This window comes from Micromonospora sp. L31, from assembly GCF_052068075.1.
Classification (GTDB): Bacteria; Actinomycetota; Actinomycetes; order Mycobacteriales; family Micromonosporaceae; genus Micromonospora; species Micromonospora purpureochromogenes.
Genome location: NZ_JBQHDC010000019.1, coordinates 1 through 25,190, shown reverse-complemented (window position 1 = coordinate 25,190; position 25,190 = coordinate 1). Strand labels below are relative to the sequence as shown.

The 25,190-nt window shown below is 74.3% G+C and carries 26 protein-coding genes; 16 read left to right on the top strand and 10 right to left on the bottom strand.

Annotated features, from left to right (window positions below; translation table 11 throughout):
- Positions 1-52: 52 nt before the first annotated feature.
- Positions 53-2,032, top strand: a complete 1,980-nt coding sequence (locus tag ACTMS9_RS29690) for an ABC transporter ATP-binding protein (RefSeq protein WP_358009880.1) — start codon at positions 53-55, stop codon at positions 2,030-2,032.
- On the opposite strand, the gene mug is transcribed toward ACTMS9_RS29690, so the two are convergent.
- The 6 genes from mug to ACTMS9_RS29660 all read right to left on the bottom strand — a co-directional run bounded on the left by mug (position 2,029) and on the right by ACTMS9_RS29660 (position 6,455).
- Positions 2,029-2,550, bottom strand: a complete 522-nt coding sequence (mug, locus tag ACTMS9_RS29685; RefSeq protein ID WP_441166558.1) for a G/U mismatch-specific DNA glycosylase — start codon at positions 2,548-2,550, stop codon at positions 2,029-2,031. The two genes, ACTMS9_RS29690 and mug, sit on opposite strands and share 4 nt — an antisense overlap.
- 209 nt (positions 2,551-2,759) lie before the next feature.
- Positions 2,760-3,521 (bottom strand): SDR family oxidoreductase, encoded by a 762-nt coding sequence (locus tag ACTMS9_RS29680; RefSeq protein WP_441149478.1) that lies wholly within the window; start codon positions 3,519-3,521, stop codon positions 2,760-2,762.
- A gap of 47 nt (positions 3,522-3,568) precedes the next feature.
- The gene (locus ACTMS9_RS29675; RefSeq protein ID WP_441166557.1) at positions 3,569-4,054 is read right to left on the bottom strand and encodes a hypothetical protein; all 486 of its coding nucleotides are present in this window, start codon (positions 4,052-4,054) and stop codon (positions 3,569-3,571) included.
- A complete protein-coding gene (locus ACTMS9_RS29670) occupies positions 4,051-4,869 on the bottom strand; it encodes a DUF692 domain-containing protein (RefSeq protein ID WP_441166556.1) in 819 nt (272 codons plus the stop codon). The genes ACTMS9_RS29675 and ACTMS9_RS29670 overlap by 4 nt, the downstream gene beginning before the upstream one ends.
- Positions 4,866-5,774: a TIGR04222 domain-containing membrane protein gene (locus ACTMS9_RS29665; protein ID WP_441166565.1), complete on the bottom strand. Its 909-nt coding sequence runs from the start codon at positions 5,772-5,774 to the stop codon at positions 4,866-4,868. The genes ACTMS9_RS29670 and ACTMS9_RS29665 overlap by 4 nt, the downstream gene beginning before the upstream one ends.
- Positions 5,775-5,882: 108 nt before the next feature.
- Positions 5,883-6,455: a TetR/AcrR family transcriptional regulator gene (locus ACTMS9_RS29660; RefSeq protein ID WP_154936047.1), complete on the bottom strand. Its 573-nt coding sequence runs from the start codon at positions 6,453-6,455 to the stop codon at positions 5,883-5,885.
- Positions 6,456-6,560: 105 nt separating this feature from the next.
- Between ACTMS9_RS29660 and ACTMS9_RS29655 the strand changes: the two genes are divergently transcribed.
- The 3 genes from ACTMS9_RS29655 (at position 6,561) to ACTMS9_RS29645 (ending at position 9,254) form a co-directional block, all read left to right on the top strand.
- Positions 6,561-7,433: a carbon-nitrogen hydrolase family protein gene (locus tag ACTMS9_RS29655; protein ID WP_441149475.1), complete on the top strand. Its 873-nt coding sequence runs from the start codon at positions 6,561-6,563 to the stop codon at positions 7,431-7,433.
- Between the two features lie 60 nt (positions 7,434-7,493).
- Positions 7,494-8,138 (top strand): HAD family hydrolase, encoded by a 645-nt coding sequence (locus ACTMS9_RS29650; RefSeq protein ID WP_441149474.1) that lies wholly within the window; start codon positions 7,494-7,496, stop codon positions 8,136-8,138.
- A gap of 186 nt (positions 8,139-8,324) precedes the next feature.
- On the top strand, positions 8,325-9,254 hold the full coding sequence (locus ACTMS9_RS29645; protein ID WP_441149473.1) for a serine protein kinase RIO: 930 nt from the start codon (positions 8,325-8,327) through the stop codon (positions 9,252-9,254).
- Between the two features lie 82 nt (positions 9,255-9,336).
- On the opposite strand, the gene ACTMS9_RS29640 is transcribed toward ACTMS9_RS29645, so the two are convergent.
- Positions 9,337-9,585 (bottom strand): DUF2630 family protein, encoded by a 249-nt coding sequence (locus ACTMS9_RS29640; RefSeq protein WP_210776296.1) that lies wholly within the window; start codon positions 9,583-9,585, stop codon positions 9,337-9,339.
- An 84-nt stretch (positions 9,586-9,669) separates the two neighbouring features.
- Here ACTMS9_RS29640 and ACTMS9_RS29635 point away from each other — a divergent pair, with 84 nt between their 5' ends.
- From ACTMS9_RS29635 to ACTMS9_RS29600, 8 genes are all read left to right on the top strand, one after another.
- Positions 9,670-10,590, top strand: a complete 921-nt coding sequence (locus ACTMS9_RS29635) for an N-acetyltransferase family protein (protein WP_441166555.1) — start codon at positions 9,670-9,672, stop codon at positions 10,588-10,590.
- A gap of 181 nt (positions 10,591-10,771) precedes the next feature.
- Positions 10,772-12,154 (top strand): cytochrome P450, encoded by a 1,383-nt coding sequence (locus ACTMS9_RS29630; RefSeq protein WP_441166554.1) that lies wholly within the window; start codon positions 10,772-10,774, stop codon positions 12,152-12,154.
- A gap of 5 nt (positions 12,155-12,159) precedes the next feature.
- A complete protein-coding gene (locus ACTMS9_RS29625; RefSeq protein WP_441166553.1) occupies positions 12,160-13,062 on the top strand; it encodes a terpene synthase family protein in 903 nt (300 codons plus the stop codon).
- A complete protein-coding gene (locus ACTMS9_RS29620; protein WP_441149469.1) occupies positions 13,059-14,672 on the top strand; it encodes a prenyltransferase in 1,614 nt (537 codons plus the stop codon). Before ACTMS9_RS29625 ends, ACTMS9_RS29620 begins: the two co-directional genes overlap by 4 nt.
- Positions 14,673-14,763: 91 nt before the next feature.
- Positions 14,764-17,370, top strand: coding sequence for a nitrate- and nitrite sensing domain-containing protein (locus tag ACTMS9_RS29615; RefSeq protein WP_441166552.1), 2,607 nt, complete (start codon positions 14,764-14,766; stop codon positions 17,368-17,370).
- An 86-nt stretch (positions 17,371-17,456) separates the two neighbouring features.
- A complete protein-coding gene (locus ACTMS9_RS29610) occupies positions 17,457-17,879 on the top strand; it encodes a roadblock/LC7 domain-containing protein (protein ID WP_088961283.1) in 423 nt (140 codons plus the stop codon).
- 5 nt (positions 17,880-17,884) lie between these two features.
- Positions 17,885-18,268 (top strand): DUF742 domain-containing protein, encoded by a 384-nt coding sequence (locus ACTMS9_RS29605; protein WP_441149467.1) that lies wholly within the window; start codon positions 17,885-17,887, stop codon positions 18,266-18,268.
- Positions 18,249-18,851, top strand: a complete 603-nt coding sequence (locus ACTMS9_RS29600) for a GTP-binding protein (protein WP_346533119.1) — start codon at positions 18,249-18,251, stop codon at positions 18,849-18,851. The genes ACTMS9_RS29605 and ACTMS9_RS29600 overlap by 20 nt, the downstream gene beginning before the upstream one ends.
- A 176-nt stretch (positions 18,852-19,027) precedes the next feature.
- Here the strand turns inward: ACTMS9_RS29600 and ACTMS9_RS29595 are convergent, their stop codons facing one another.
- Positions 19,028-19,216, bottom strand: coding sequence for a DUF397 domain-containing protein (locus ACTMS9_RS29595; RefSeq protein WP_377608346.1), 189 nt, complete (start codon positions 19,214-19,216; stop codon positions 19,028-19,030).
- Entirely contained in the window at positions 19,207-19,974 is a 768-nt protein-coding gene (locus ACTMS9_RS29590; RefSeq protein WP_441166551.1) for a DUF5753 domain-containing protein, read from the bottom strand. Before ACTMS9_RS29590 ends, ACTMS9_RS29595 begins: the two co-directional genes overlap by 10 nt.
- A gap of 112 nt (positions 19,975-20,086) precedes the next feature.
- Between ACTMS9_RS29590 and ACTMS9_RS29585 the strand changes: the two genes are divergently transcribed.
- Positions 20,087-20,518 carry a hypothetical protein gene (locus tag ACTMS9_RS29585; protein ID WP_441166550.1) on the top strand — a complete coding sequence of 144 codons (432 nt, stop codon included), beginning with the start codon at positions 20,087-20,089 and terminating at the stop codon, positions 20,516-20,518.
- A 92-nt stretch (positions 20,519-20,610) separates the two neighbouring features.
- The gene (locus ACTMS9_RS29580; RefSeq protein WP_441149464.1) at positions 20,611-20,814 is read left to right on the top strand and encodes a hypothetical protein; all 204 of its coding nucleotides are present in this window, start codon (positions 20,611-20,613) and stop codon (positions 20,812-20,814) included.
- Between the two features lie 71 nt (positions 20,815-20,885).
- Here ACTMS9_RS29580 and ACTMS9_RS29575 read toward each other — a convergent pair whose 3' ends face one another.
- Positions 20,886-23,738: an aconitate hydratase gene (locus tag ACTMS9_RS29575; RefSeq protein WP_441166549.1), complete on the bottom strand. Its 2,853-nt coding sequence runs from the start codon at positions 23,736-23,738 to the stop codon at positions 20,886-20,888.
- Between the two features lie 160 nt (positions 23,739-23,898).
- Here ACTMS9_RS29575 and ACTMS9_RS29570 point away from each other — a divergent pair, with 160 nt between their 5' ends.
- Positions 23,899-24,258: a VOC family protein gene (locus tag ACTMS9_RS29570; protein WP_441149462.1), complete on the top strand. Its 360-nt coding sequence runs from the start codon at positions 23,899-23,901 to the stop codon at positions 24,256-24,258.
- A 126-nt stretch (positions 24,259-24,384) separates the two neighbouring features.
- Positions 24,385-25,041: a DedA family protein gene (locus tag ACTMS9_RS29565; RefSeq protein WP_441149461.1), complete on the top strand. Its 657-nt coding sequence runs from the start codon at positions 24,385-24,387 to the stop codon at positions 25,039-25,041.
- Positions 25,042-25,190 lie beyond the last annotated feature (149 nt).

Below are 25,190 nucleotides of genomic sequence, written 5' to 3'. Positions count from 1 at the left end.
ACCCGACGGTGCGCGCTGCCGCAGATCCCGGAGGTGACCGATGTCCAACCCGATGTCCGGTGGGGGCATGGCCGGGTGGAGCATGCTCCGGTCGATGCGCAGCAGCGACGAGGTCTCCGCGCACCGGCTCAAGCGGGGCACCGCCCGGCGGATCGTCGCCTTCGCGGGGCCGTACCGGCGGGACATCGTCGTCTTCCTGATCACGGTGGTGATCGCCGCGATCATCGGGGTGGCCACCCCGGTGCTGGCCGGAAAGGTCATCAACGCCATCACCCGGGGCGGCGCCGAGGCCGGGGCGACAGTGGTCCGCCTGGCGCTGGTGATCGCCGCGCTGGCGGTCGCCGACGCCCTCTTCTCCCTCGCCCAGCGGTGGTACTCCGCCCGGATCGGCGAGGGGATCATCCTCGACCTGCGCACCCGGGTCTACGACCACGTGCAGCGGATGCCGTTGCAGTTCTTCACCCGCACCCAGACCGGCGCCCTGGTCAGCCGGCTCAACAACGACGTGATGGGCGCCCAGCGGGCGTTCACCTCCACCCTCTCCGGGGTGGTCAGCAACGTCATCCAGCTGGTGCTGACCGCCGGGGTGATGTTCACCCTCTCCTGGCAGATCACCACGCTCTCGCTGGTCCTGCTGCCGATCTTCATCATCCCGGCCCGGCGGGTCGGCAAGCGGCTGGCCGAGATCACCCGGGAGTCGTACAACCTCGACGCCAAGATGAACGCGACGATGACCGAGCGGTTCGGCGTGGCCGGGGCGCTGCTGGTCAAGCTCTTCGGCTCGCCCGAGATCGAGGCCCGCCGCTTCGCCGGCCGGGCCGAGCGGGTCCGCGACATCGGCATCCAGTCGGCCATGTACTCGCGGACGTTCTTCGTGGCGATGCTGCTGGTCGCCTCGCTGGCACAGGCCCTGACCTACGGGCTCGGCGGCTGGCTCGCGGTCACCGGCGCGGTCAGCGCCGGCACCGTGGTCACCCTCGCGCTGCTGCTCACCCGCCTCTACGGCCCGCTGACCGCGCTGTCCAACGTCCGGGTGGACGTGATGAGCGCGCTGGTCTCGTTCGACCGGGTCTTCGAGGTGCTGGACCTGCGCCCCGGCATCGAGGAGAAGCCGGACGCGGTGCCGGTGCCGCGCGGCAACGGGCGGGTCGAGTTCCGCGACGTGCGGTTCCGCTACCCGGCCGCCGCCGAGGTGTCGCTGGCCTCGCTGGAGGAGGTCGCCACCCTGGACCGTACGGTCAACGAACCGGTGCTCAAGGGCGTGTCGTTCGCCGTCGAGCCGGGTCAGATGGTGGCCCTGGTCGGGCCCTCCGGCGCCGGCAAGTCGACGCTGTCCATGCTGATCTCCCGGATCTACGACGTCACCGACGGCGAGGTGCGCGTCGGCGGCGTGGACGTCCGCGACGCCACCCTCGCCTCGCTGCGCGACGAGATCGGCGTGGTCACCCAGGACTCGCACCTGTTCCACGAGACGATCGCCGAGAACCTGCGCTACGCCAAGCCGGACGCCACCGACGACGAGATCTGGGCGGCGCTGGCCGGCGCGCAGGTCGCCGACCTGGTCCGGGCGCTGCCCGAGGGGCTGGAGACGATGGTCGGTGAGCGCGGCTACCGCTTCTCCGGCGGCGAGAAGCAGCGCATCGCCATCGCCCGGCTGCTGCTCAAGGCGCCGTCGATCGTGATCCTCGACGAGGCCACCGCCCACCTGGACTCGGAGAGCGAGGCCGCGGTGCAGCGGGCGCTGGCGGTCGCGCTGACCGGGCGTACCGCGCTGGTCATCGCGCACCGGCTCTCCACCGTCCGCGACGCCGACCAGATCCTGGTCCTCGACGACGGCCGGATCGTGGAGCGGGGCCGGCACGAGGAGCTGGTCGCGGTCGGCGGGCTCTACGCCGAGCTGTACCGCACCCAGTTCGCGGTCGCCGACTCGCCGGCGCCGTACGCGGCGACGGAGCCCGAGCCGGTGATCACCACGGTGCCGCTGGGCACGTACGTCGCCCAGGAGGCGCTGCCCCCGGCCGCAGCCAACTAACCGGCGACGGCCGCCCGCAGCTCTCCGAAGGCCGCCCCGAGCGTCTCCGGGGTGAAGTGCGCGTTCAGGCCGCTCGGGTTCGGCAGCACCCAGAGCCGGGCCCCGGCCAGCGTCTCCGGCTGCGGGCCGAAACCGGCCTTCGGCCGGGCGAACCCGATCCGGTACGCGGTCACCCCGACCACCGCCACCCAGGCCGGCCGGTAGTGGGCGACCTTGCCGGTCAGGACCTCCGCCCCGGCCACCAGCTCCGCCGGGGTCAGCTCGTCGGCGCGGGCGCTGGCCCGGGCCACCATGTTGGTGATGCCCAGGCCGAGGCCGGGGAGCTGGTCCTGCTCGCTCGGGTGCAGCTGGCGTGGGGTGAAGCCGCCCCGGTGCAGGGCCGGCCAGAATCGGTTGCCGGGTCGGGCGAAGTGCCAGCCGGTGGCCGCCGACCAGAGCCCGGGGTTGATGCCGACGAAGAGCACGTCCAGCCCGGGCGCGATCAGGTCCGGGATGGTCCGGTCGGCCGCGGTCGCCAACTCGTCCTTCGTCGGCCGTCCCGCGCCGGAGGCTCCCCGCGTCGCGCCGGAGGCCCCTAGCGTCGCGTCCGGCTGCGCGCCGGCGGGCGGCCGACCGGACGTCGGCCCCGGCCGTCGGCCGGACTGGTGGCCCCGAGGCCCGGACCCGGCCCGGGCAGCCGGGCGACCCGGCCGGGCACCGGCCGGGTCGTCGGAGCGGTCGGCGGGGCTCACAGGCCGCGCAGCGCGCCGCCGTCGACCGGCACGGTGACCCCGGTGACGTAGCTCGCGGCGGGGGAGAGCAGGAACGCGGCGGCCCGCCCGAACTCCGCGGGGTCACCGATCCGGCGCAGCGGGATGCCGGCCTCCGCCTCGGCCCGGGCCGCCTCGGCGTCCCCGGTGGCGGCGAAGAGTTCCCGGTTGCGGTCGGTCATGATCCGTCCGGGCAGCAGGCCGAGCACCCGCACGCCGCGCGGGCCGTACTCGTCGGCCATGTCCTTGGCCACCCCGGCCAGGCCGGGACGCAGGCCGTTGGAGATGCCGAGGCCCGGCACCGGGCCGCGGGCCGAGGTGGAGAGCACCAGCCCGATCGCGCCGCCGTCGGTGAGCGCGCCGGCCACCGTACGGGCGGCCCGGACGCTGCCGAGGAAGACCGTCTCGAAGGACTGCCGCCACTGCTCGTCGGTCACCTGAGCGGCGGTGCCACGGGGCGGGCCGCCGACCGAGACCAGCGCGCCGTCAAGCCGGCCGAAGTGCTCCCGCGCCGCCACCACGAGCCGCTGCGGCGTCTCCGGGTCGGCCAGGTCGGCGGTGAGCCCGATGGCGTGCCGGGGACCGCCGAGCCGCTCGACGGCCTCGGCGACGCGCTCCGGGGCGCGGGCCGAGAGGACCACCCGCGCGCCGTCGGCCACGAGGCACTCGGCGGTGGCGAAGCCGAGGCCGCGGGAGGCGCCGGTCAGCACGTACACCCGGTCGGTGAGTCCGAGATCCATGCCGCCGATCCTGCCGTACCCGCCTACCGGCCGCACCAGGTGGGCGGTCAGCGTCGGGCGGGGCGCAGCAGGCGTACCCGACCGGCGAGCTGCACCGCGACGGCGCCGCCGGCGCGGGCGACGGCCGGCAGCCGGCGGGGTCGCGGCGGGTGGTGCCCGTCGTAGCGGCTGCCCGCCTCGCGGGCGACCAGCTCCTCCGCGCCGAGCGGGGGCAGCGTGCCCCGTTCGCGCAGCGTGCGGGCCAGGTCCCAGCCGTCGCGCAGCGAGCCGTTGCTGGGGCGGTCGGCCGCCCACTCGCGGAAGGTGTCCCACCAGGCGTCGCCGAGGGCGGCGGCGAGCAGCGGCCAGTGCCGGGCCACCTCGCCGGCCCGCTTGCCGAGCAGCGCGACCCGGGCGGCCCGCACCGGCTCGGGCGCGAAGCCGGCCGGGAGCGGCGCCCCGGCGACCAGCGCCGCCACCAGCGCCGCCTGCCGGGCGCCCAGTTCGCCGCCCGGCGCTGCGCTGGGCGGACCGGCGACCGTCCGGTCGCTCATGTGACCACCGGGAATCCGGAGGCGGCGGCGAGCGCATCCAGCTCGACCCGCAGGGCGGGCGCGGGCGGGTAGTGCCCGTCGCGTTCGAGCAGCAGCGCCGGGGGCCGGCGGCGGGCGCAGAGCGCGCCGACCAGGTCGAGCACCTCCGGCGGCACCGGGTCGGTGTGCGTGTCGTGGTAGAAGCCGCCCCGCTCGGCACCGCCGGCCACGTGCACGTAGGCGACCCGGTCCAGCGGGAGCCGGTCGAGCAGGGCGAGCGGGTCGCCGCCCCGGTTGCGGGCGTTGGCGTGCACGTTGGCGACGTCGAGCAGCAGCGTCGCTCCGGTGGCGTCCAGGATCTCGGTGAGGAAGTCCGCCTCGTCCAGCTCGTCGTCGGGCCAGTCGAAGAGCGCGGCGATCGGCTCCAGGGCGATCGGCACCGGCAACTGCGCCTGCGCCCGTCGGACGTTGGCCACCACGGCGGCCACCGCCTCCCGGGTGCGCGGCAGCGGCAGCAGGTGGCCGGCCTCCAGGCCGCCGGCCCGGACGAACGCGATGTGCTCGCTGACCAGCGGCGCGTCGAGGAGTTCGGCGATCCGGGCCAGGTGGGTCACCCGGGCCGGGTCGACCGGTTCCGCGCCGCCGAGGGAGAGCCGCACCCCGTGCGGTACGACGGTGACGTCGCGTCCGCGCAGCTCGGCGAGCCCCGGCGGGAGCGGGCCGGTCGACGGGATCGACTCGGCCACCACCTCGACGAAGCGCAGCCCGGGCAGCTCGGCGACGAACCCGGCGATCTCCGGCCGCCAGCCGATGCCCACCCCGCTCGGACCGGTCATCCGCCGCACCCACCGCCGCCGCAGCCGCCACCGCCGCCACCACCACCGCAGGAGCTGCCGCCACCACCGCAGGAGCTGCCGCCGCCACACCCGCCGCCGCCGCTGCCACCGCTGCTGTTCAGTGCCTGCCGCTGGATCTCCGCCTGCTCGGCGAAGCCCGGGTCCAGGGCCCAGAGCGAGGCGGTGCCGAACAGAGCCACCCCCATGGCCGCCCCGGCCGCGCCGTAGGTGGCGTAGGCGGGTGCGGACGCGGGGGAGAGGTGGATGTTGCTCCGGCGCAGCTCACGCAGCGCGGCGTCGGCCGCCCGGGTCCGCCACGGCATCCGGGAGAGCAGCACCAGCGGGACGATCAGGGCGAGGACGGCGAGCAGCAGGAAGCCGACCGGTCGGCCGTTGGCCAGCCCGGCGGCGATCCGGGCCGCGCCGAGCGCCATCAGGGCGACCACCAGCCACGCGCCGCGTCGGGCCGCGGTGCGCTGCTCGGGGTGCAGCGCCAGGCCCTGCCGCTGCAGGCCCTCGCGCAGCTCGGTGAGGGCGCGGGACACCCGCTGTTCGCGGGCCAGCTCCCGGGTGTGCAGACCGTTCCGGGCGGCGTGCAGGACCGCCTGGTCGAGCGGAGTGAGGCCGCTGGGCGGCGGGCCGCCGGTGGTGAGCCGCCGGTCGGGGCGCACCCCGACCGCGCCGCAGCCGCGCAGGCCGCCCAGCGCCGTCCAGATCGCGAGCTGGTCGCCGCCGTTGAGGTACGCGACCTGCTGCGGCCCGAGCTGGCCGGCCCCGGCCGCCGGCTGACCGGCGAGGATCCGGGACCGGTACACGATCGAGCCGACGACGACCACCAGGGCCGCCAGCAGATAGAACCGGAGGAACGTCGGGCCGGAAATGCCCCAGGTGTCGGCCGCCAGCATCATGGCTCTGCTCCTGTCACGCGAGGGGACCGCGGCCTCATTGTGGAGCAGGGCCGCCACGCGCCGACCGCCGTGCGGACCGAGTTACCAAGCCGATACGTCCGGCGGTCAGCGCCGGCGTACGGCCTCCTCGACCAGGTCCAGCACCGGTCCCAGGTCGCCGGCCGGCCGGCCCATCGCCAGGTGCAGCACCAGGCCGTCGTACGCCAGCTCCAGGAACTGGGCCAGCACGTCGATCGGGACGTCCTCGCGCAGCACCCCGGCCTCCCGCTGCCGGACCAGCCGGTCCCGGGTGGCCTCGGCGATGGCGGCCGAGCGCTCGGCCCAGCGGCGGGCGAACGCCGGGTCGGTGCGCAGCCGGCGGGAGACCTCCAGCTGGCTGCCCAGCCAGCCGGTGGTGTCCGGCGAGATCGCCCGGGCCAGCAGGTCCCGCATGACCTGGACGAGGCCGTTGCGGGCCACGGTCTCCACCATGGCCGCCGCGTCGTCCTCGGCCACGGCGAGGAAGAGCGAGTCCTTGTCACGGAAGTGGTGGAAGATGGCGCCCCGGGACAGCCCGGTGGCCTCCTCCAGCCGGCGCACGGTGGCTCCCTCGTAGCCGTGCCGGGCGAAACAGGCCCGCGCCGCGGCGAGGATCTCCTGTCGGCGCGCGTCGAGCTGGTCCTGACTTACTCTGGGCACGGGTCGATCGTTCCAGCTGACCCTGCGTTACGCAAACCGTACGTACGGCTTGGGATCTTGCGTGGTGGGACGGGCCGGCCGGGGCGCTCCGGTTAGGATCGGCGGGTGACGACGCCCCCGGTCGCCTCCGCCCCCCTTCCGTCCGCCCCGCTGACCGTCGCCGCCGTGCAGGCCGACCCGGTCCCCGGCGACGTGCCCGGCAACGCGCGGGTCGCCGCCGGCCTGGCCGCCCGGGCCGCCGGTGCCGGCGCCCGGGTCGCGGTGCTGCCGGAGCTGTTCCTGCCGGCGTACCATCCGCCGACGCTGGCCGCCGATCCGGCCGGCACGGACGTGGCCGCGACCGGCGACGGCGCGGTCGACGACCCCCGGCTCGACCCGCTGCGGGCCGCCGCCCACGACAACCGGATCACCCTGGTCGTCGGTGCCGCGGTCCGCCACCCGGACGACCGCCGGACCATCTCCGCCCTGATCGCCGACCCGACCGGCGTGATCCGGGTCGGGTACGACAAGCAGCAGCTCTGGGGCGGCGAGCGGGAGCTGTTCGACGCCGGCCGGCGGGGCGCCACCCTGCTGGTCGACGACTGGCGGCTCGGGCTGGGCATCTGCTACGACGGGTGCTTCCCGGAGCACGCCCGGGCCGCCGCGGCCGACGGCGCGCACGGCTACCTCTGCCCGAGCGGCTACCTCGCCGGGTCGGCGCACCGGCGCGACCTCTACTACGCCGCCCGGGCCCTGGACAACACCATGTACGTCGTCTTCGCCAACGCCGTCGGGGGCGCCGAACCGTGGCGGTTCAACGGTGGCGCGGCGGTCTACGACCCGGAGGGGCGGCCGCTGGTGCGCGGCGCCGACGACGGCGAGGCCGTGCTGGTCGCCACCCTGGACCCGGCCGCGCTGGCGGCCACCCGCTCGGCCCACTCGATGCTCGCCGACCGGCCCGCCGACCAGGGGCTCCCCCGAACGGCGCTGCCGGCCTGACGGACGTCGCCGACCGCCCGGCCCTGTCGACGGCGACCCCCTCTCCCGTAAGGTGCCCGCGTGCCGCTGCTCCTGCTCGACCTGGACAACACCCTGCTCGACCGGGCGGGCCCGTTCCGCGCCTGGGGTGAGCGGTTCCTGGACAGCATCGGCGCGCCCCACACCGACATCGACTGGCTGCTCTCCATCGACGCCGACGGGCTCACCGACCGGTGGGACGTCGCCGACGCCATCCGCGACCGGTACGCGCTGCGCATCCCCTCGATCGACCTGGTGGAGGAACTGCACGACGGGGTGGTGGCGAACACCCGCCTCGACCCGCTGGTCGCCTGCGCGCTGCGGATCGCCGACGACGCCGGCTGGGTGCCGGTGGTGGTCACCAACGGCTCGGTCCGCCAGCAGGACGCCAAGATCCGGCGGACCGGGCTGGACCGGTACGTCGCCGACTGGGTGATCTCGGAGGAGGCCGGGGTCAGCAAGCCCAATCCGCGGATCTTCGCGCTGGCCGCCCAGCGGGCCCGGATGCCGCTGCGCGGGGCGTGGGTGGTGGGGGACAGCCCGGAGGCGGACATCGGCGGGGCCGCCGCCGTCGGCCTGCCCAGCGTCTGGCTGCACCGGGGGCGTACCTGGCCGGACAACCGGTTCGCCCCGACCCGCACCGTCGACTCGCTGATCGCGGCCGTCGCCACGGTGCTCGCCGGCTGAGGCACGGGCGGCCCGGGCGGGGTCCGGTAATTCGGTTGCCGCCGGATCGGGCGTCGGTTCAGCATGGTCCCGCGCGGGTGCGCAGCCGGGTCGAGCCCGGTCGAGGAGAAGGAGGTCGGTCATGGCCGTCTTTGCAGGGTCGTTCCACCTGCCTCCATCAGCCTCGATCAAGGGATCACCACTTCCGTGCGCGAACACGACCTCCCGGCGCCGCAGCGCCGTGGCCGCGGCAAGAGCCGCTTCGACGACGACGAACCACACTTCCTGAAGCACGGCCGGCACGTCGAGCCGGCCCTCGTCGAGCCCGACGACGAGCCCGAGCCCGAGGACCGCTGGTCCTCCTGGGACGAGGCCGTCCACGGCCCCGAACCTCACCCCGAGTGGCTGGTCACCGAACTGGCCGCCCGGGACACCGAACTCGGTGTGCTCAAGACCGGCAAGGAGGCGGACGTCCACCTCGTCCGCCGCGCGGTGCCGGACACCGACCGGTCCTGCCTGCTGGCCGTCAAGCGCTACCGGGACGCCCAGCACCGGCTCTTCCACCGCGATGCCGGCTACCTGGAGGGGCGCCGGGTGCGGCGGTCCCGGGAGAACCGGGCGATGGCCGGGCGTACCGCGTTCGGCCGGCAGATGATCGCCGGGCAGTGGGCCGCGGCCGAGTTCGCCGCCCTCAGCCGGCTCTGGGAGATCGGCGCGGACTCCGGGCGGATCGCCGTGCCCTACCCGGTCCAGTTGATCGGCACCGAGCTGATGCTGGAGTTCGTCGGCGACGCCGACGAGGGAGCGGCGGCGCCCCGGCTGGCCCAGCTGCGCCCCGAGGCGGGCGAGCTGCGCTCGCTGTGGGAGCAGATGGTGGACGCGCTGGTCGTGCTGGCCCGCGCCGGATACGCCCACGGCGACCTGTCGCCGTACAACCTGCTGGTGCACCGGGGGCGCCTCGTCATGATCGACCTGCCGCAGGTGGTCGACGTGGTGGCCAACCCGCAGGGGCCGGAGTTCCTGGCCCGGGACGTGAAGGTGGTGGGCGCCTGGTTCGCCGCGCGGGGGCTGCCGGCGGCCGAGGTGGACCCGGCCGAGCTGACCGGTCTGCTGCTGCGCGAGGCGGGGATCCGCTGAGCCGCGCACGCCCCGGACGGTCCGTGGACCGTCCGGGGCGTACCCGCCTCGCCCGCCGGGCATCGCCGCCCGGCGTGCCGCGCTACTGGAGGTAGCGCTCGACCGCCGGGATCGGCCGCTCACCCTGGGCGTCCGGGTCGCCGTGCGCGCTCCGGGCCGCCCGGCGGCGGCGCAGCAGGTCCCAGCACTGGTCCAGGGACTCCTCCAACGCGCGCAGCCGCTCGCGCGCCTCGTCGTCGGTGCCGGACTCGTTGGCCTGCGCCGCGGAGCGCAGCCGGTGCTCCTCGTCGACGAGTTCGGAGATCCGGTTCAGGATGGTGGTGTCGTCCATGCCCCTGAGCCTGGCACAGGGCGCCCCGGCGCGCCCGGATTCGCACCCCCCGGACGGCGCCGCGTCGGGGTAGGTTCGGCCACCATGGCCCCTGTCGTACGCCCACTGCGACCCGCCGACGTGCCGGCGGTCGCCGAGGTGCTGGCCGCCGCCGCGCCGTACCAGATGATCACCGAGGAGTGGCTGGGTTGGCGCCTCACCGGCGCGCCGGCCGCCGAGCGGTTCGGCGTGCTGGTCGCCGAGAGCGCCGGGAGAGTGGTCGGCGAGGCGCGGACCGGGCTGCTGCACGAGAGCGCGGATCCGGGGCTGGGCTTCGCCAACATCTCCGTGCATCCGCAGTGGCGCGGCGGGGGTGCGGGCACCGCCCTGCTCGTCGCCGCCGAGCGGCGGCTCGCCGAGCTGGGGGCGGTGGCCGCGTACGCGAAGGTGGCCGACGACCCGGCCAGCACCGGCTTCGCCGAGCGGCGCGGCTACCGGCGCGGACGGCGGGCCGAGTTCCTGCTGCTGGACCTGGCCGAGGTGGAGCTGCCTTCGGCCCCGGCGCTGCCGGCCGGGGTGCGGCTGCTCGCCGCGGCCGAGCTGCCCGACCCGCACCCGCTCTACCTGGCCGACCTCGACGCCTCCCGGGACGAGCCGGGCGAGGTGACGATGGACGAGATCAGCTACGCCGACTGGCGGACCGCCTACTGGGAGCGCCCCGAGCTGGACCGGGACCTGACCACGGTGGCCGTCCGGGACGGGGAGGTGCTCGCGTTCGGCTTCGCGCTCACCGACGGCCGGACCCGCTACCGGTCGGGGATGACCGGCACCCGGCGCGGGCACCGGGGCCGGGGGCTGGCCCGCGCGGTCAAGCACCGCTCGCTGAGCCGGGCCCGGGCGGCCGGGCTGCGGTACGCGTACACCAGCAACGACGCCGGTAATGTGCCGATGCTCACGCTGAACCGCGGATTAGGTTACCGGCCGGTGGCTGCGGAGTGGCGCTACCTGCGCGATCTGTCAGGCTAACGTCCGGTTGGGACCGTGCACAGTGGACGGCTTTCGTTGACTGTGAGAATTTCTCCGGACGCAAAATCTGGAAAAGCCTTTTCATCAGTGACATGCTCACCGCAACCGTCACGCGCCATCACCATGGCACCACGCAGCGCGAGGCGGCGCAGCACCGGAGGAGGACCCGTGCAGGTGAGCCATGACTGAATCGACCGCCCCGGTTCACCGCAAGCCGCACGTCGCCACCCTCCGCCACACGTTGCCCAAGCTGCTCCGCGACCCGCTGGGCACCCTGGTCGGTCTCGCCGACGCGACGCCCGGGCAGGTCGTCCGGCTGAACCTGGGCACCATCCGGCCGTACCTGGTCACCGAGCCGGCGCACGTCCAGCACGTGCTGCGCGACAACGCCGCGAACTACACCCGGGCCGGCGACAGCATGCTGTGGCGGTCGGTCCGGAAGCTGGGCGGCGACGGGATCCTCTCCGAGGGCCCGAAGTGGGAGGCGAGCCGGCGGCGGCTCCAGCCGCACTTCACCCCCAAGCGGCTCGACGCCGCCGTGGCCGACATGAGCCGGGCGATCAGCGACGCCGTGGGCGAGCTGGCCGGCCCGGCGCGCGACGGCACCCCGGTCGACGCGGCCGCCGAGGTCTCCCGGATCATCTGCGCGGCCGTCAGCCGGGTCTTCTTCGGCGCCAAGATCGACACTGCCGACGCCAGACGGGTGGTCGTCGAGCAGAACACCGTCGCGACCGCGCTGCGGTTCCGGCTGCTCGCCCCGTTCCTGCCGGACGCCGTGCCGATGCCCGGGGACCGGGCTTTCCGTCGGGCCGTGCGGAACATCGACGAGATCCTGCTCCCACTGGTCCGCGCCGAGCGCGCCAGCCCCGAGGGCGGCGACGACATCCTCGCCGCGCTGGCCCGGGCCAGGGACGCCGACGGCAACAAGCTGGACGAGCGGCGGGTCCGCGACGACGTGGTGTCCACCTTCGCCACCACCACCGAGACCACGTACACCGTGCTCACCTGGCTCTTCCCGCTGCTGGAGCAGGTGCCCGACGTCGCCGCCCGGCTCTACGAGGAGATCGACCGGGTGGTCGGCCCCGGCGACGTGGTCACCCGGAAGCAGGTCGGCGAGCTGCGCTACACCCGGATGGTGCTGGACGAGCTGCTCCGCGCGTATCCGTCGGGCTGGCTGGTCCCGCGGACGGCGGTCGCCGACGACGTCATCGGCGGCACCCGGATCTCCGCCGGCGCGACGATCGCCCTCAGCCCCTACGTCACCCAGCGGCTGGCCCGGTTCTGGGACCGCCCGGAGGTCTTCGACCCGGAGCGCTTCGCCCCCGACGCGCCCCGGCGCGCGCACCGGTACGCCTACTTCCCGTTCGGCGGCGGCGCCCACCAGTGCATCGGGCAGTACCTGTTCCAGCTGGAGGCGACGCTGATCCTGGCGACCCTGTTCAGCCGGTTCCGGTACCGGCTCTGCGAGCCCGGGATGCCGGCACCGCAGCTCGCCGCGTCCCTGCGAGCCGGGGGGCCGGTGCCGCTGATGCTCACCCCGCACCGGCAACCGGCCCTGGCCTGACCGCCGTGGCACCTGACATCCGGGCGGTCGACGAGCTGCGGGAGGCCGCCGAGCACGGACGGATCTGCGCCCTCGCCGCGCACGGCCAGCGGGACCTGCAACGCTGCCTGGCCGCCCACCCGGCCCTCTTCGCCGTCGGGCCCTTCGACGCGGCCCTGGCCAGCAGCGTCGCCCTGGCCATCGCGTTCAGCGCCCCCGAGTGCGACGCCGCCGAGCTGCGGTTGACCAACCGGGCGGTGCTCTGGGGGTTCGCGCTGGACTGGCAGGTGGACCACCTGGCCACCTCGGCCGCCGAAGTCGACCAACTGGTGCGCCGGCAGCTCGCGGTCGCCGCCGGGGCACCCGCGACGGCGAACGACCCGCTGGGCCGGTTCCTCGCCGAGTTCCGCGCCGACCTGGCCGCCGCGCCGGCCTTCGCGACGCTGGGCGGGGCGTGGCGGGAGGCGGTGCGCCGGACGCTGGAGGCGATGCGGCGGGAATGGCACTGGCGGACGGCCGGCCGCGACGGCCTGCTGCCGCTGCCGTCGCTCGCCGACTACCTGGCCAACGCCGACAACCTGGCCTGCACGGTGGTGAACGTGGGGCACTGGATCTCCACCGGCGACCCGGACGTACCCGACCGGCTCGATCGGCTGGTCGCCGCCAGCGACGCGGTGCAACGCGCCCTGCGGCTGGTCAACGACCTGGCCACCTACGAGCGGGACCTGCGCTGGGGCGACCTCAACGCGATCCTGCTGGTCGAGGACCGTGCCGTCGTCGAGCGGGAACTGACCCGCCTTCTCGCGCGGGCCACCGAACTCCTCGACGAACTGCGCCCCGACTGCCCCCGGGAGGCGGCCTACCTCACCCGGCAGCTCGGCTACACCAGCGGCTTCTACCGGTCGACCGACTTCTGGGGGGTGGCGTGAGCACGGAGGCTCTGGCCCGGGACGCCGCACCGCCGGAGGATCCCGGGTACGCGATGGCGGCGGGCGAGCTGGTCGCCGGGCTGACCGTCCGTCCGGCGGGCCGTACGTCCGCGTCGCCGTACGAGACCGGCCGGCTGGTCTCCCTGGCGCCCTGGCTGCCGCAGCACGCCGAGCGGATCCGCTTCCTGCTCGCCGGGCAGCGCCCGGACGGCGGCTGGGGCGGGCCGGAGGGCTACGCGCTGGTGCCCACGCTGAGCGCCGTCGAGGGGCTGCTCGCCGCGCTGGAGCGGGACGCCCCCGTCGGCTGGTCCCACGACGGCGTGCGCAACGCCGTGGATCGGGCGCTGCGCCTGCTGTACGACCCGGCGGCCGGCCCGGCGACGTACCCCGTGCCGGACCTGCCGGCCGCGGACCTGATCGTCCCGGCGCTGGTCGAGCGGATCGGCGACCGGCTGGCCGAGCCGCCGGCGGCGCTCGCCGGCTGGCGCGCCGCCGGCCCGCCACCGCTGCCGGCCGGCATGGACTCGCAGCGCCTCGACCGGGTACGCCGGCTCGCCCGGTCCGGCCGTCCGATGCCGCCGAAGCTGTTGCACGCGTTGGAGGTGCTCGGCCCGGCGGCGCGGCGGCTGCCCACCGTGACCCCCACCGGGTCGGGGGCGGTCGGCGCCTCCCCGGCCGCCACGGCCGCCTGGTTCGGCGGCCCCGACGGGAGCCCACCGGCCAGCGTGGACTACCTGCGCCAGGCGATCGCCGGCCACGGGGGCCCGGTGCCCTGCGCCACCCCGATCACCGTCTTCGAACGCTCCTGGGTGCTCGCCACCCTGGCCCGGGTCGGCGTACCCCTGTCGGTGCCGGCTGGGATCCTCGCCGAGCTGCGGGCCGCGCTCGGCCCGGACGGCGCCGCCACCGGGCCGGGCCTGCCCACCGACGCCGACACCACCGCGGTCACCCTCTACGCGCTGGCGCGGCTGGGCCAGCCGGCCGACCCGGCGTGCTTGGCCGGGTACGACACCGGGGAGCACTTCTGCACCTGGCAGGGGGAGAACGGCGCGTCGGTGACCACCAACGCGCACGTGCTGGAGGCGCTGGGCCGGCAACTCGGCGACGGTGGCCCCCGGGCGGCGGGAGTGGTGCGCCGGCTCACCGGCTGGCTGCTCGACCGGCAGGAGGCCGACGGCCGGTGGTCCGACCGCTGGCACGCCTCGCCCTACTACGCCACCTGCTGCGCGGTGCTCGCCCTGCGCGACCACGGCGGCCCGTCGGCCCGGCCGGCGGTGGAGCGGGCGGTCGGCTGGGTGCTCGACAGTCAGCAGCCCGACGGCTCCTGGGGGCGGTGGGCCGGCACGGCGGAGGAGACCGCGTACGGCCTGCTCGTGCTCCTGGCGGGGCGGCCCTCGCCCTCGCTCGACGCGGCCGTGGCGGCAGCGGCGGGCCGACTGTCCGTGATGGACGATCAAGGCGAACGCCCTCCACTGTGGCACGACAAGGACCTGTACCATCCTGGACAGATCGTACGGGCGGCCGTGATCGCCGCGCGCAAGGCGGCTGGCGACCGACTGCGCGATGGCGCCCATACCCCGACAGACCCCTGGTCTGCACTGCTTGAGTGAACTTCCGGACACTGCTAGCGTGCGCCGGGGCCGGGGTCGCGCTATTCGGCCAATCCGAAACGTGAATCAGGACCGGCGAGGGACGGGTGTGATGGGTTCCCGCAGTGCAAGTCTGCGCACCAAGGTTGTGGCCCTGCTGGTCTCGCTGGCCGCGCTCTGGGCTTTCGCGGCCTGGGTGACCCTGCGCGACGGTCTCAACGTGCTCGGCGTGCAGACGCTCGACGCGCAGATCGCCGAGCCGAGTGAGTCGCTGCTCACCGAACTCCAGCGGGAACGCCGGATGTCGGCGGCCTACCTCGGCCGCCCGAGCCAGGAGCAGGCGGAGCAGCTGCGCGAGCAGCGCCGGCGCAGCGAGGAGCGGGCCGCCGACTTCGCCGAGTCGGCCCGCAGCTCGCGGGCCCGGCTCGCCTCCAGCGACGAGCTGATGGAGCGGATCGACGAGGTGGTCACCCGGCTGGACGCCCTGGGCGCGGTGCGGGACGCGGTGGCCACCCGGGCCGTCGACCGGGCCGGCGCCGTCGACTCGTACACGGGGGTGCTCGACTCGCTGTTCCGGGTGTACGCCTCCCTGGGCAAACTGGACGACGAGCAGATCGCCAAGGACACCGCCACGCTCACCCAGCTGGTCCGGGTGCGGGAGCTGATGTCGCAGGAGGACGCCCTCTTCGCCGGGGTGGCCGCCGCCGGCCGGATCAACGACCGGGAGTACGCCCAGTTCGCCCACCTGGTCGGCGCGCAACGGTTCCTCGCCGGCGAGGCGCTGGCCGAGCTGCCCGACGCCGACCGCGAACGCTACGTGCGGATGACCGACGGGCAGTCCTTCGTCCGGCTGCGGTCGATGGAGGACCGGCTGGTCCGGGACGGCCGCCCCAACGCGCCACTGCCCGTCGAGGCCGACGACTGGCAGGCCGCCATCACGCCGGCGTTGCAGGAGCAGGAGGCCACGGTGCTGGCCAGCGGCGACGCGCTGGTCGACCGGGCCACCCCGGTGGCGATCTGGGTGATCGTCCGGATGGTGCTCGCCGCCGGCCTCGGCCTGATCGCCGTCATCGCCTCGGTGATCGTCTCGATCACCACCGCCCGCGCCCTGGTCCGTCAGCTCGAACGGCTGCGCGAGGCCGCCTTCCGGCTGGCCAACGAGCGGCTGCCCGGCGTCGTGGAGCGGCTCGGGCACGGCGAGCAGGTCGACGTCGCCACGGAGGCGCCACCGCTGGAGTTCGGCGACGACGAGATCGGCCAGGTCGGCAAGGCGTTCAACGTGGTGCAGGAGACCGCCGTGCGGACCGCGGTCGAGCAGGCCGAGCTGCGCCGCAACGTCCGCGAGGTCTTCCTCAGCCTGGCCCGGCGCACCCAGGCCCTGGTCCATCGCCAGCTCACCCTGCTCGACGCGATGGAGCGCCGCGAGCAGGACGCCGAGGAGCTGGAGGACCTGTTCCGGGTGGACCACCTGGCCACCCGGATGCGGCGCAACGCCGAGAACCTGATCGTGCTCTCCGGCTCGACCCCGGGCCGCGCCTGGCGACGCAACGTGCCCATGGTGGACGTGGTGCGCGGCGCGGTCGCCGAGGTCGAGGACTACACCCGGGTCAACGTGCTGCCGCTGGGGCCCGTCTCGCTCGCCGGCCGGGCGGTCGGTGACGTGATCCACCTGCTGGCCGAGCTGATCGAGAACGGGCTCTCCTTCTCCCCGCCGCACACCTCGGTGGAGGTGCGGGGCCAGCTGGTCGCCAACGGCTTCGCCCTCGAGATCGAGGACCGCGGCCTCGGCATGACCGAGGAGGACCTGGCCGCCGCCAACGACCGCATCGCGGACCGCTCCGAGCTGAACCTGGCCAACGCCGCCCGCCTGGGCCTCTACGTGGTCAGCCGGCTGACCGAGCGGCACGGGGTGAAGGTGCAGCTCAAGGAGTCCGCGTACGGCGGCACCACCGCCATCGTGCTGATCCCCCTCGACCTGGTGGAGAGCGGCCAGGACGCGAACACCTCCGGCGGCTTCCCGGTCGGCACCGGGTCGGCCCCGCCGATCGCCGCAGGCGAGGGCACGCCGCCGGCCGGGGTCCCGGCGGCCGACAGCGACACCGCCGGGGACGGCGATCCGGTGGACACTCCGGCGCTGCCGGTCCGGGCCGGGACCGCGCCGTCGCCGTCCACGTCGGGGCTGCCCACCCGGTCCCGGACCGGGGCGGGACAGGGTGCCCTGACCGGTCCCACCGTGCCGACCGGCCTGCCGACCACCGTGGCCCGGCCCGCCGCGCCGCAGCGGCCCGCGACGGTCCCGACCCGGGTCGACGCGGCCGTGCCGGACGCGAGCACTGACGAGCGGACGCCCGCCGGCACGGACGACCGGACGCCCGCCGGCACGGACGACCGGACGCCCGCCGGCACGGACGACCGGACGCCCGCCGGCACGGACGAGCGGACGCCGGCCGGCACGGACGGCCGGGTGACGGATTCCGGCCTGCCGGTGCGGGTACGGCAGGCCAACATCGTGCCGGAGCTGCGCGCTGAGCAGGCGGCGGCCGACGACGAGCCCGACGAGCAGGCGGCGCGCCTGCCGGAGCAGGTGCGCAAGATGATGAGCTCCTACCAGACGGGCACCCGGCGTGGCCGGACCGATGCCGCCCGCCTGCTGGGAGGCGCCGCCACCGGGGCGCGGTCCGGCAACGGGCAGGAGAACGGGGACGGTCAGGCGACCTGACGGCGGCGCGAGGAGAAGCGACCGCGCGACGGGGCACGGCAACACCGACGTACGGCGACACCAGCCGGGGGAGAAGAGGACGACGAGTGGGGCAGAAGACGGCTTCGAGTGCCGACCTGACGTGGCTGCTGGACGATCTGGTCGGTCGGGTGAAGCAGGCCGAACACGCCGTGGCGCTCTCCTCCGACGGCCTGCTGATGGCCTCGTCGCGGGGGCTGAGCCGGGACGACGGTGAGCACCTGGCGGCGATGGCGGCCGGGATCCAGAGCCTGGCCCGGGGCGCGGGCAAGCGGTTCGGCGGCGGGCAGGTTCAGCAGACCATCATCGAGATGCAGTCGTCGTTCCTGTTCGTGACGGCGGCCGGGCGCAACGCCTGCCTGGCGGTGCTCGCCGCCGAGGACGCCGACGTCGGCCTGATCGCCTACGAGATGGCGATGCTGGTGACCCGGGTGGGCAAGTTCGTCGCGTCGCCGACCCGGGGGCTCGACCAGCCGGCCGGCGGGAAGTAGCGGCGATGAGGGTCGAGGGCGGTTCCGAGGACAGGTGGGTGGACGACCACGCCGGGCCGGTGGTCCGGCCGTACGCGGTCACCCGCGGCCGGGCCCGCCCGGTCACCGGCACGTTCGACCTCATCTCCCTGGTGACGGCGACCCGCGCGGACGCCGGCGCGGAGTCCGGGCTGGGCCCGGAACACCTGGCGATCGTCGCGCTCTGCCAGCGGATCCAGTCGGTGGCGGAGGTCGCCGCCCATCTGGACCTGCCGGTGGGGACCGTCCGGGTCCTCCTGGGCGACCTGATGGCCCGCGAACTGGTTTTGGTGCGGCCGCCGCGCGGCAGCGCCAACCTACCTGACGAGAGCGTCTTCGAGGCGGTGATCAATGGACTACGGGCACTCTGACCGGCCGGCGGGAGCGCCGCCGCTGCCCACCGCGATCAAGATCTTGATCGCCGGCGGCTTCGGCGCGGGCAAGACCACCATGGTCGGCTCGGTGAGCGAGACCAGGCCGCTGCGCACCGAGGAGGTGCTGACCGAGACGGGTATCGGGGTCGACGACCTGTCCGGCGTGGAGGACAAGACCACCACCACGGTGGCGATGGACTTCGGCCGGATCACCATCAGCGACGACCTGGTGCTCTACCTCTTCGGCACCCCCGGCCAGGACCGGTTCTGGTTCGTCTGGGACGAGCTGGCCCTGGGCGCGATCGGGGCGGTGGTGCTGGCGGACACCCGCCGGCTGGCCGATTGCTTCCCCTCGATCGACTACTTTGAGGAGCGGGGCACCCCGTTCGTGGTGGCGGTGAACTGCTTCGAGGATGCCCGGCGCTACCAGCTGCACGAGGTGCAGGCGGCGCTCAACCTGGACCCGGGCGTGCCGGTGCTGCTCTGCGACGCCCGGCAGCGGGAGTCCAGCCGGGACGTGCTGGTCACGCTCATGGAGCACGCCATGAAGACCCGGGAGGCCCGCCGCCGGGAGGACTGACCCGCGCGATCGACACCGTTTGCGGCGTGTCGCGGTGTCCGGCTACCCGGATACGGCGACACGCCGCATTCCGCGTGCGGCACAGCGCGTGGCCGGGCGGGCGGGGACCCGCGTACGCGCCCGGAAAGCGTCGACGGCTCCCGGCGGATCGCCGGGGGCCGTCGGGAGCCGGCGGATCAGCCGCGCTTGGTCGTCTCCACGAACCGCCGCCAGGCGGCCGGCGCGAAGGTGAGAGCCGGACCGGCCGGGTCCTTGGAGTCGCGTACGCCCACGACGCCCGCGAGGTTGTCCGCGACCTCCACGCAGTCGCCGCCGTTGCCGCCGCTCTTGGTGCTCTTGCGCCACCGGGCACCGCTCAGGTCCATGCCTCTGCCGCTTCTCTGAGGAGGTCCAGGGAGCGCCCGCGGGGAAGAGCCTCACCCCGGATGCGTTCCCACCGTCGTTCCAATGTAGCAATCTCGGACGCCTGCTCGATGATCTGCGCACGCGCCTGACTGTCGACGTGCCCGACCCGCGTCCCGTCCGGTAGCTCCGCGAGCGTGAAGGGTCCGTCCAACCCGGGATACGTCGGCGTGTCGCGCGGAACCACGTGTAGCTGAACGTTGGGCAGTTCGGCGCAGGCCACGAGGTGGGACAGTTGCGCGGCCATCAGTTGCCGGTCCCCGGCGGCCGGGCGCCGGAGGATCTGCTCGTCGAGCACCGCGACGAACAAGGGCCCTCGTTCACGAGTGAGGATCGCTTGCCGATCCATCCGCGCCGCGACCAGGTTGGCGACTTCGTCCGGCGTGAGCGGTTGGCCGATGAACGTGGCGCGCGCGTACGCCTCGGTCTGAAGCAACCCCGGCACCCAGGCGAGTTGAAAAGCACGCAGTGCGACGGCGTCACGCTCGATGTCGACCCACGGCCGGAACCACACGGGCTCGCGCCGGTGAGTCGCGTCCGGCCAGAGCGTGTCGGGGTGCTGTCCGAGGAGGCTCGCGACCGTGGCGCGGTGCCGGCTCTGCGGGATGTGCCCGGGGTTGGCCCACCGGGCGACGGTCTTCGGGTGCACCCCCAGGCGGCCCGCCAGGCTCTCGGCCGTGTGGCCCGCCTCGGCCAGCGCGGTGACAAACGCATGGTTCATGCCTGTCCTCTCAGGAACAAAACAACCGTCCGAAGAAGATTAGCGAACGCTGTGTGATTGTCCGACAACCCTCGGCAAGCTGCGGGTTAGCCGATGTCGAGGAGCAAAGACGATGCCTGAGGACAAGCTGCGGCCGGTTCCGAAGCCGAGAAGCGATTCGCCACCGGCCCGCCCGATCGTGCCCGGGTCGATCGGGCCGCTCACCCCTGCGTACCGTGGCCCCGGCGGGGTGACGGACGTCGTGCCCGGACCGCGCTGGCGGACCGGGAGTGGTCCGCTCGCCGCGCACACCGCAGGCGGACCGTGGTGGAGGTGCGACGCCTGCGGTCGGGACTGGCCCTGTCCGACGCTGCGCGCGACTCCGACGGACGCGTCCCGACGGGCGACCCTGATCCCCGAGTTCTCCCGGATCACCCGCCGCGCGATCCGCGACCTTCGCGGCCGGCCCGGCGGCCTGGACCCGATCGCCGTCGTCCGCCGCTTCCTCTGGTTCCTGCCCCTCACCGATGAGGAGGCCCGTGCGGTCGCGCTGAGGTTGCGATGAGCAGCGGGCCGCGTGCGAGGTTCGGTGCCGGCGACGTGGTTCTGCTGTCCCGGGCCGCCTCTCCGCAGTTCGTGGCACCGATCATCGTCCGCGTGATTCGCGAGATGCGCGACCGGCACCCGCCCCACGGGTGGACCTGGATCGAGGGCTACCAGCTCGACTCCCGGGGCCTCGCGACCACCAAGCGTGAGCTGTTCGTGCTGGTCGAGGGGGTGCGCCGGGCTGCTGGGCCCGCGCCGACCGGTCCCACGCGATGCCGACCGGCCATCCGGCTCTCGGCGCGAGCGGAGGAGTGAGGCCCGCCTGGCGACCGGAGAATGCCCGAAGGGCCGCTCCCCGCGGGGAGCGGCCCTTCGGCGGTACGAAGTCAGCTCGCGATCATCCGGCGCAGCACGTACTGCAGGATGCCGCCGTGCCGGTAGTAGTCCGCCTCGCCCGGGGTGTCGATCCGGACCACGGCGTCGAACTCCACGCCGGTGTCCGTGGTGACCTTCACCGTGCGCGGGGTGTCGCCGTCGTTGAGCGCGGTCACGCCGCTGATGGAGAAGGTCTCCGTGCCGGTGAGGCCGAGCGACTCCGCGGTGGTGTCCACCGGGAACTGCAGCGGCAGCACGCCCATGCCGATCAGGTTGGAGCGGTGGATCCGCTCGTACGACTCGGCGATGACCGCCCGGACGCCGAGCAGCATGGTGCCCTTGGCCGCCCAGTCGCGCGACGAGCCGGAGCCGTACTCCTTGCCGGCCAGGATGACCAGCGGGACGCCCGCCTCCTGGTACGCCATCGAGGCGTCGTAGATGGAGGTCTGCTCGCCGGTCAGGTGGTTGACCGTGAAGCCGCCCTCGACGCCCGGGACCAGCTGGTTGCGCAGCCGGATGTTGGCGAAGGTGCCCCGGATCATCACCTCGTGGTTGCCCCGGCGCGAGCCGTACGAGTTGAACTCGTGGCGCGGCACGCCGTGCTCGGCGAGGTACTTTCCGGCGGGGGAGTCGGCCTTGATCGAGCCGGCCGGGGAGATGTGGTCGGTGGTCACCGAGTCACCCAGCTTGGCCAGCACCCGCGCGTCGGCGATGTCGACGACGGCCTTCGGCTCCCGCTGCATCCCCTCGAAGTACGGGGGCTTGCGGACGTAGGTGGAGTCGTCCGCCCAGGCGAAGGTGTCGCCGGTCGGGGTGGGCAGCGACTGCCAGCGCTCGTCGCCGGCGAAGACGTCGGCGTACGCGGCGCTGAAGCCGGTGGCGCCGATCGCCTGCGCGATGACGTCCTGGATCTCGGCGCTGTTCGGCCAGATGTCGCGCAGGAAGACGGGGTTGCCCTCGTTGTCCTCGCCGAGCGGCTCGTTGGCCAGGTCGATGTCCATCGTGCCGGCGAGCGCGTACGCGACCACCAGCGGCGGGGACGCCAGGTAGTTCATCTTGACGTCCGGGTTGATCCGGCCCTCGAAGTTCCGGTTGCCGGAGAGCACCGAGACGACGGCGAGGTCGCCCTCGTTGACCGCGGCGGAGACCTCCTCCGGCAGCGGGCCGGAGTTGCCGATGCAGGTGGTGCAGCCGTAGCCGACCAGGTTGAAGCCGAGCTTGTCCAGGTAGGGCGTGAGGCCGGCGCGGTCGTAGTAGTCCATGACGACCTTGGAGCCCGGCGCCAGGGTGGTCTTGACCCACGGCTTGCGGGCCAGGCCCTTGTCGACCGCGTTGCGGGCGAGCAGCGCCGCGCCGATCATCACCTGCGGGTTGGAGGTGTTGGTGCAGGAGGTGATGGCGGCGATCACCACGGCGCCGTGGTCCAGCTCGTACTCGACGCCGTCGGCGCTGGTCACCCGGACCGGGTTGGTGGCACGCCCGCCGGCGCCCGCCGCGGCGGTCTCCAGGTCGCGCGGCTCGTCGGCCGGGTCGCTGAACTCGTTGGCCGGCGGGTCGCTGGCCGGGAAGGACTCGGCGCTGGCCTCGTCGGCCGGGCCGTTGGCGCCGCGTGGCAGCTGCTCGCGGGCGACGCCCGGCTTGAGGTCACGCTCACCCGCGGAGTCGTCGGCGACGTAGTCGGTCAGCGCGGAGCGGAACAGCGTCTTGGCGCTGCCCAGCGGCACCCGGTCCTGCGGGCGCTTCGGCCCGGCCAGCGACGGCTCGATGGTGGAGAGGTCCAGCTCCAGTCGCTCGGAGTACTCCGGCTCGCGCTCCGGGTCGTGCCAGAGGCCCTGCTCCTTGGCGTACGCCTCGACGAGCGCGACCTGCTGCGGGTCGCGGCCGGTCAGCTCCAGGTAGCGGACGGTCTCGGCGTCGATCGGGAAGATCGCCACGGTCGAGCCGTACTCCGGGGACATGTTGCCGATGGTGGCCCGGTTGGCCAGCGGCACGGCGCTGACGCCGGGGCCGTAGAACTCGACGAACTTGCCGACCACACCGTGCTTGCGCAGCATCTCGGTGATGGTCAGCACCAGGTCGGTGGCGGTGGTGCCGGCCGGCATCTCGCCGTGCAGCTTGAAGCCGACGACCCGCGGGATCAGCATGCTGACCGGCTGGCCGAGCATCGCGGCCTCGGCCTCGATGCCGCCGACGCCCCAGCCCAGCACGCCCAGGCCGTTGACCATGGTGGTGTGCGAGTCGGTGCCGACCACGGTGTCCGGGTACGCCTGGCCGTTGCGCTCCATGACCGTGCGGGCCAGGTACTCGATGTTGACCTGGTGCACGATGCCGGTGCCCGGCGGGACGACCTTGAACTCGTTGAACGCGGTCTGGCCCCAGCGCAGGAACTGGTAGCGCTCCTTGTTGCGCTCGTACTCCAGCTCGACGTTGCGCGCGAAGGCGTCCTCGCGGCCGAACAGGTCGGCGATGACGGAGTGGTCGATGACCAGCTCGGCCGGGGCGAGCGGGTTGACCTTGGCGGCGTCGCCGCCGAGGTCGCGGACGGCCTCCCGCATGGTGGCCAGGTCCACGACGCAGGGCACGCCGGTGAAGTCCTGCATGAGCACCCGCGCCGGGGTGAACTGGATCTCCACGCTGGGGGCGGCGGTCGGGTCCCAGCCGCCGAGCTGGCGGATGTGGTCGGCGGTGATGTTCGCGCCGTCCTCGGTCCGCAGCAGGTTCTCCAGCAGGATCTTCAAGCTGTAGGGCAGCCGGTCGTGGCCCTGCACCTTGTCAATCCTGAAAATCTCGTAGCTCGCGTCTCCGACGCGTAGCTGGGTCTTCGCACCGAAGGTGTCGAGGCTCGCCACGTCGTACTCCTTCACACCAGCGACCGTGAGTAGTCCTGAGCAGTCTGTCGCACCGGCCGGAGCGCCGCCCAGGTTAGGTGACACTTACCGCCGATTCTCGTCGTCAACAAAACCGTACGTCCGTCTTGCTATCCGCGCAACCTCGTGCCAGGGTTCGGGACGAGGAGGTGCCACCATGATCCATCACGTCCTGCTCGCCTGCCCACGCGGCTCCGAGGAGGCCTCCCGGGCCTTCTACGCCGGCCTGCTCGGCCTGGTCGAGAAGCCCAAACCGCCGGCCCTCGCCGCCCGCGGTGGTTGCTGGTTCACCGGGTACGGCGCGGAGCTGCACCTGGGCGTCGAGGACGGCTTCCGCCCCGCCCGCAAGGCGCACCCGGCCCTGCTCCGCCCCGACCTCGACGAGCTCGCCGCCCGGCTGGCCGCCAGCGGACACCCGGTCACCTGGGGTGACGACGAGCTGCCCGGGATGCGGCGGTTCCACACCGAGGACCCGCACGGCAACCGGCTGGAGTTCGTCGCCCCGATCACCGGCTGACCGCCGCCCGGTCCGCACCGGCCGTCCCGCTCCGACGGGGGTGAGCGGGACGGCCGGGCCGCCGAGCACCCCACCCGGCCGAGGCGGCGCGGGTAGGGTTCGGGGTCGGATCGGAAGGGGTGGCGGGTGGTCGACGTACAGCACTGGCTCTCCGCGCTGCCCCCGGTCGCGGTCTATCTGATCGTCGCCGGGGTGATCGGTGTCGAGAGCATGGGTGTCCCGCTCCCCGGGGAGATCGTGCTGGTCAGCTCCGCCCTGCTGGCCGCCGCCGGGGTGGTCGAGCCGGAGTGGGTGGCCTGCGCCGCGGCGTTCGGCGCCATCGTCGGCGACTCCATCGGGTACGCGGTGGGCCGGCGCGGCGGCCGTCCGCTGCTGGCCCGGTTGGGGCGGCGCTTCCCCCGACACCTCGGCCCCGCGCAGCTCGCCCGGGCCGAGCAGAGCTTCGCCCGGCACGGCGTCTGGGCGGTCTTCTTCGGCCGGTTCGTCGCGCTGCTGCGCATCCTGGCCGGGCCCCTCGCGGGCGCGTTGCACGTGCCGTACCGCCGGTTCCTGGTCGCCAACGCGGCCGGCGGCCTGGTCTGGGCCTTCGGCACGACGTACCTGCTCTACACCGTCGGCCGGGCCGCCGAGCACTGGCTCAAGGACATCTCCTGGGCGGGCCTGGTCCTCGCGGTGCTCGCCGGACTGGGCAGCACCTGGTGGCTGCGGCGCCGGGCCCGGCACCTGGACCAGGAGCCCGCGTTGGAGCCGGCCGAGCCGGTCCCGGCCGGCCGCGACGGCTGACCCGCCGCCACCACCAGAGACGACGACAAGGGCCGGCCCCGGGTGGGGCCGGCCCTTGTCGGTGGTGCTGGTGTCAGGCGGTGGCGGAGTAGCCGCGGGTGGCGATCCAGTCGGCGAGGTTGTCGACGCTCATCCGGTAGGAGGCCTGG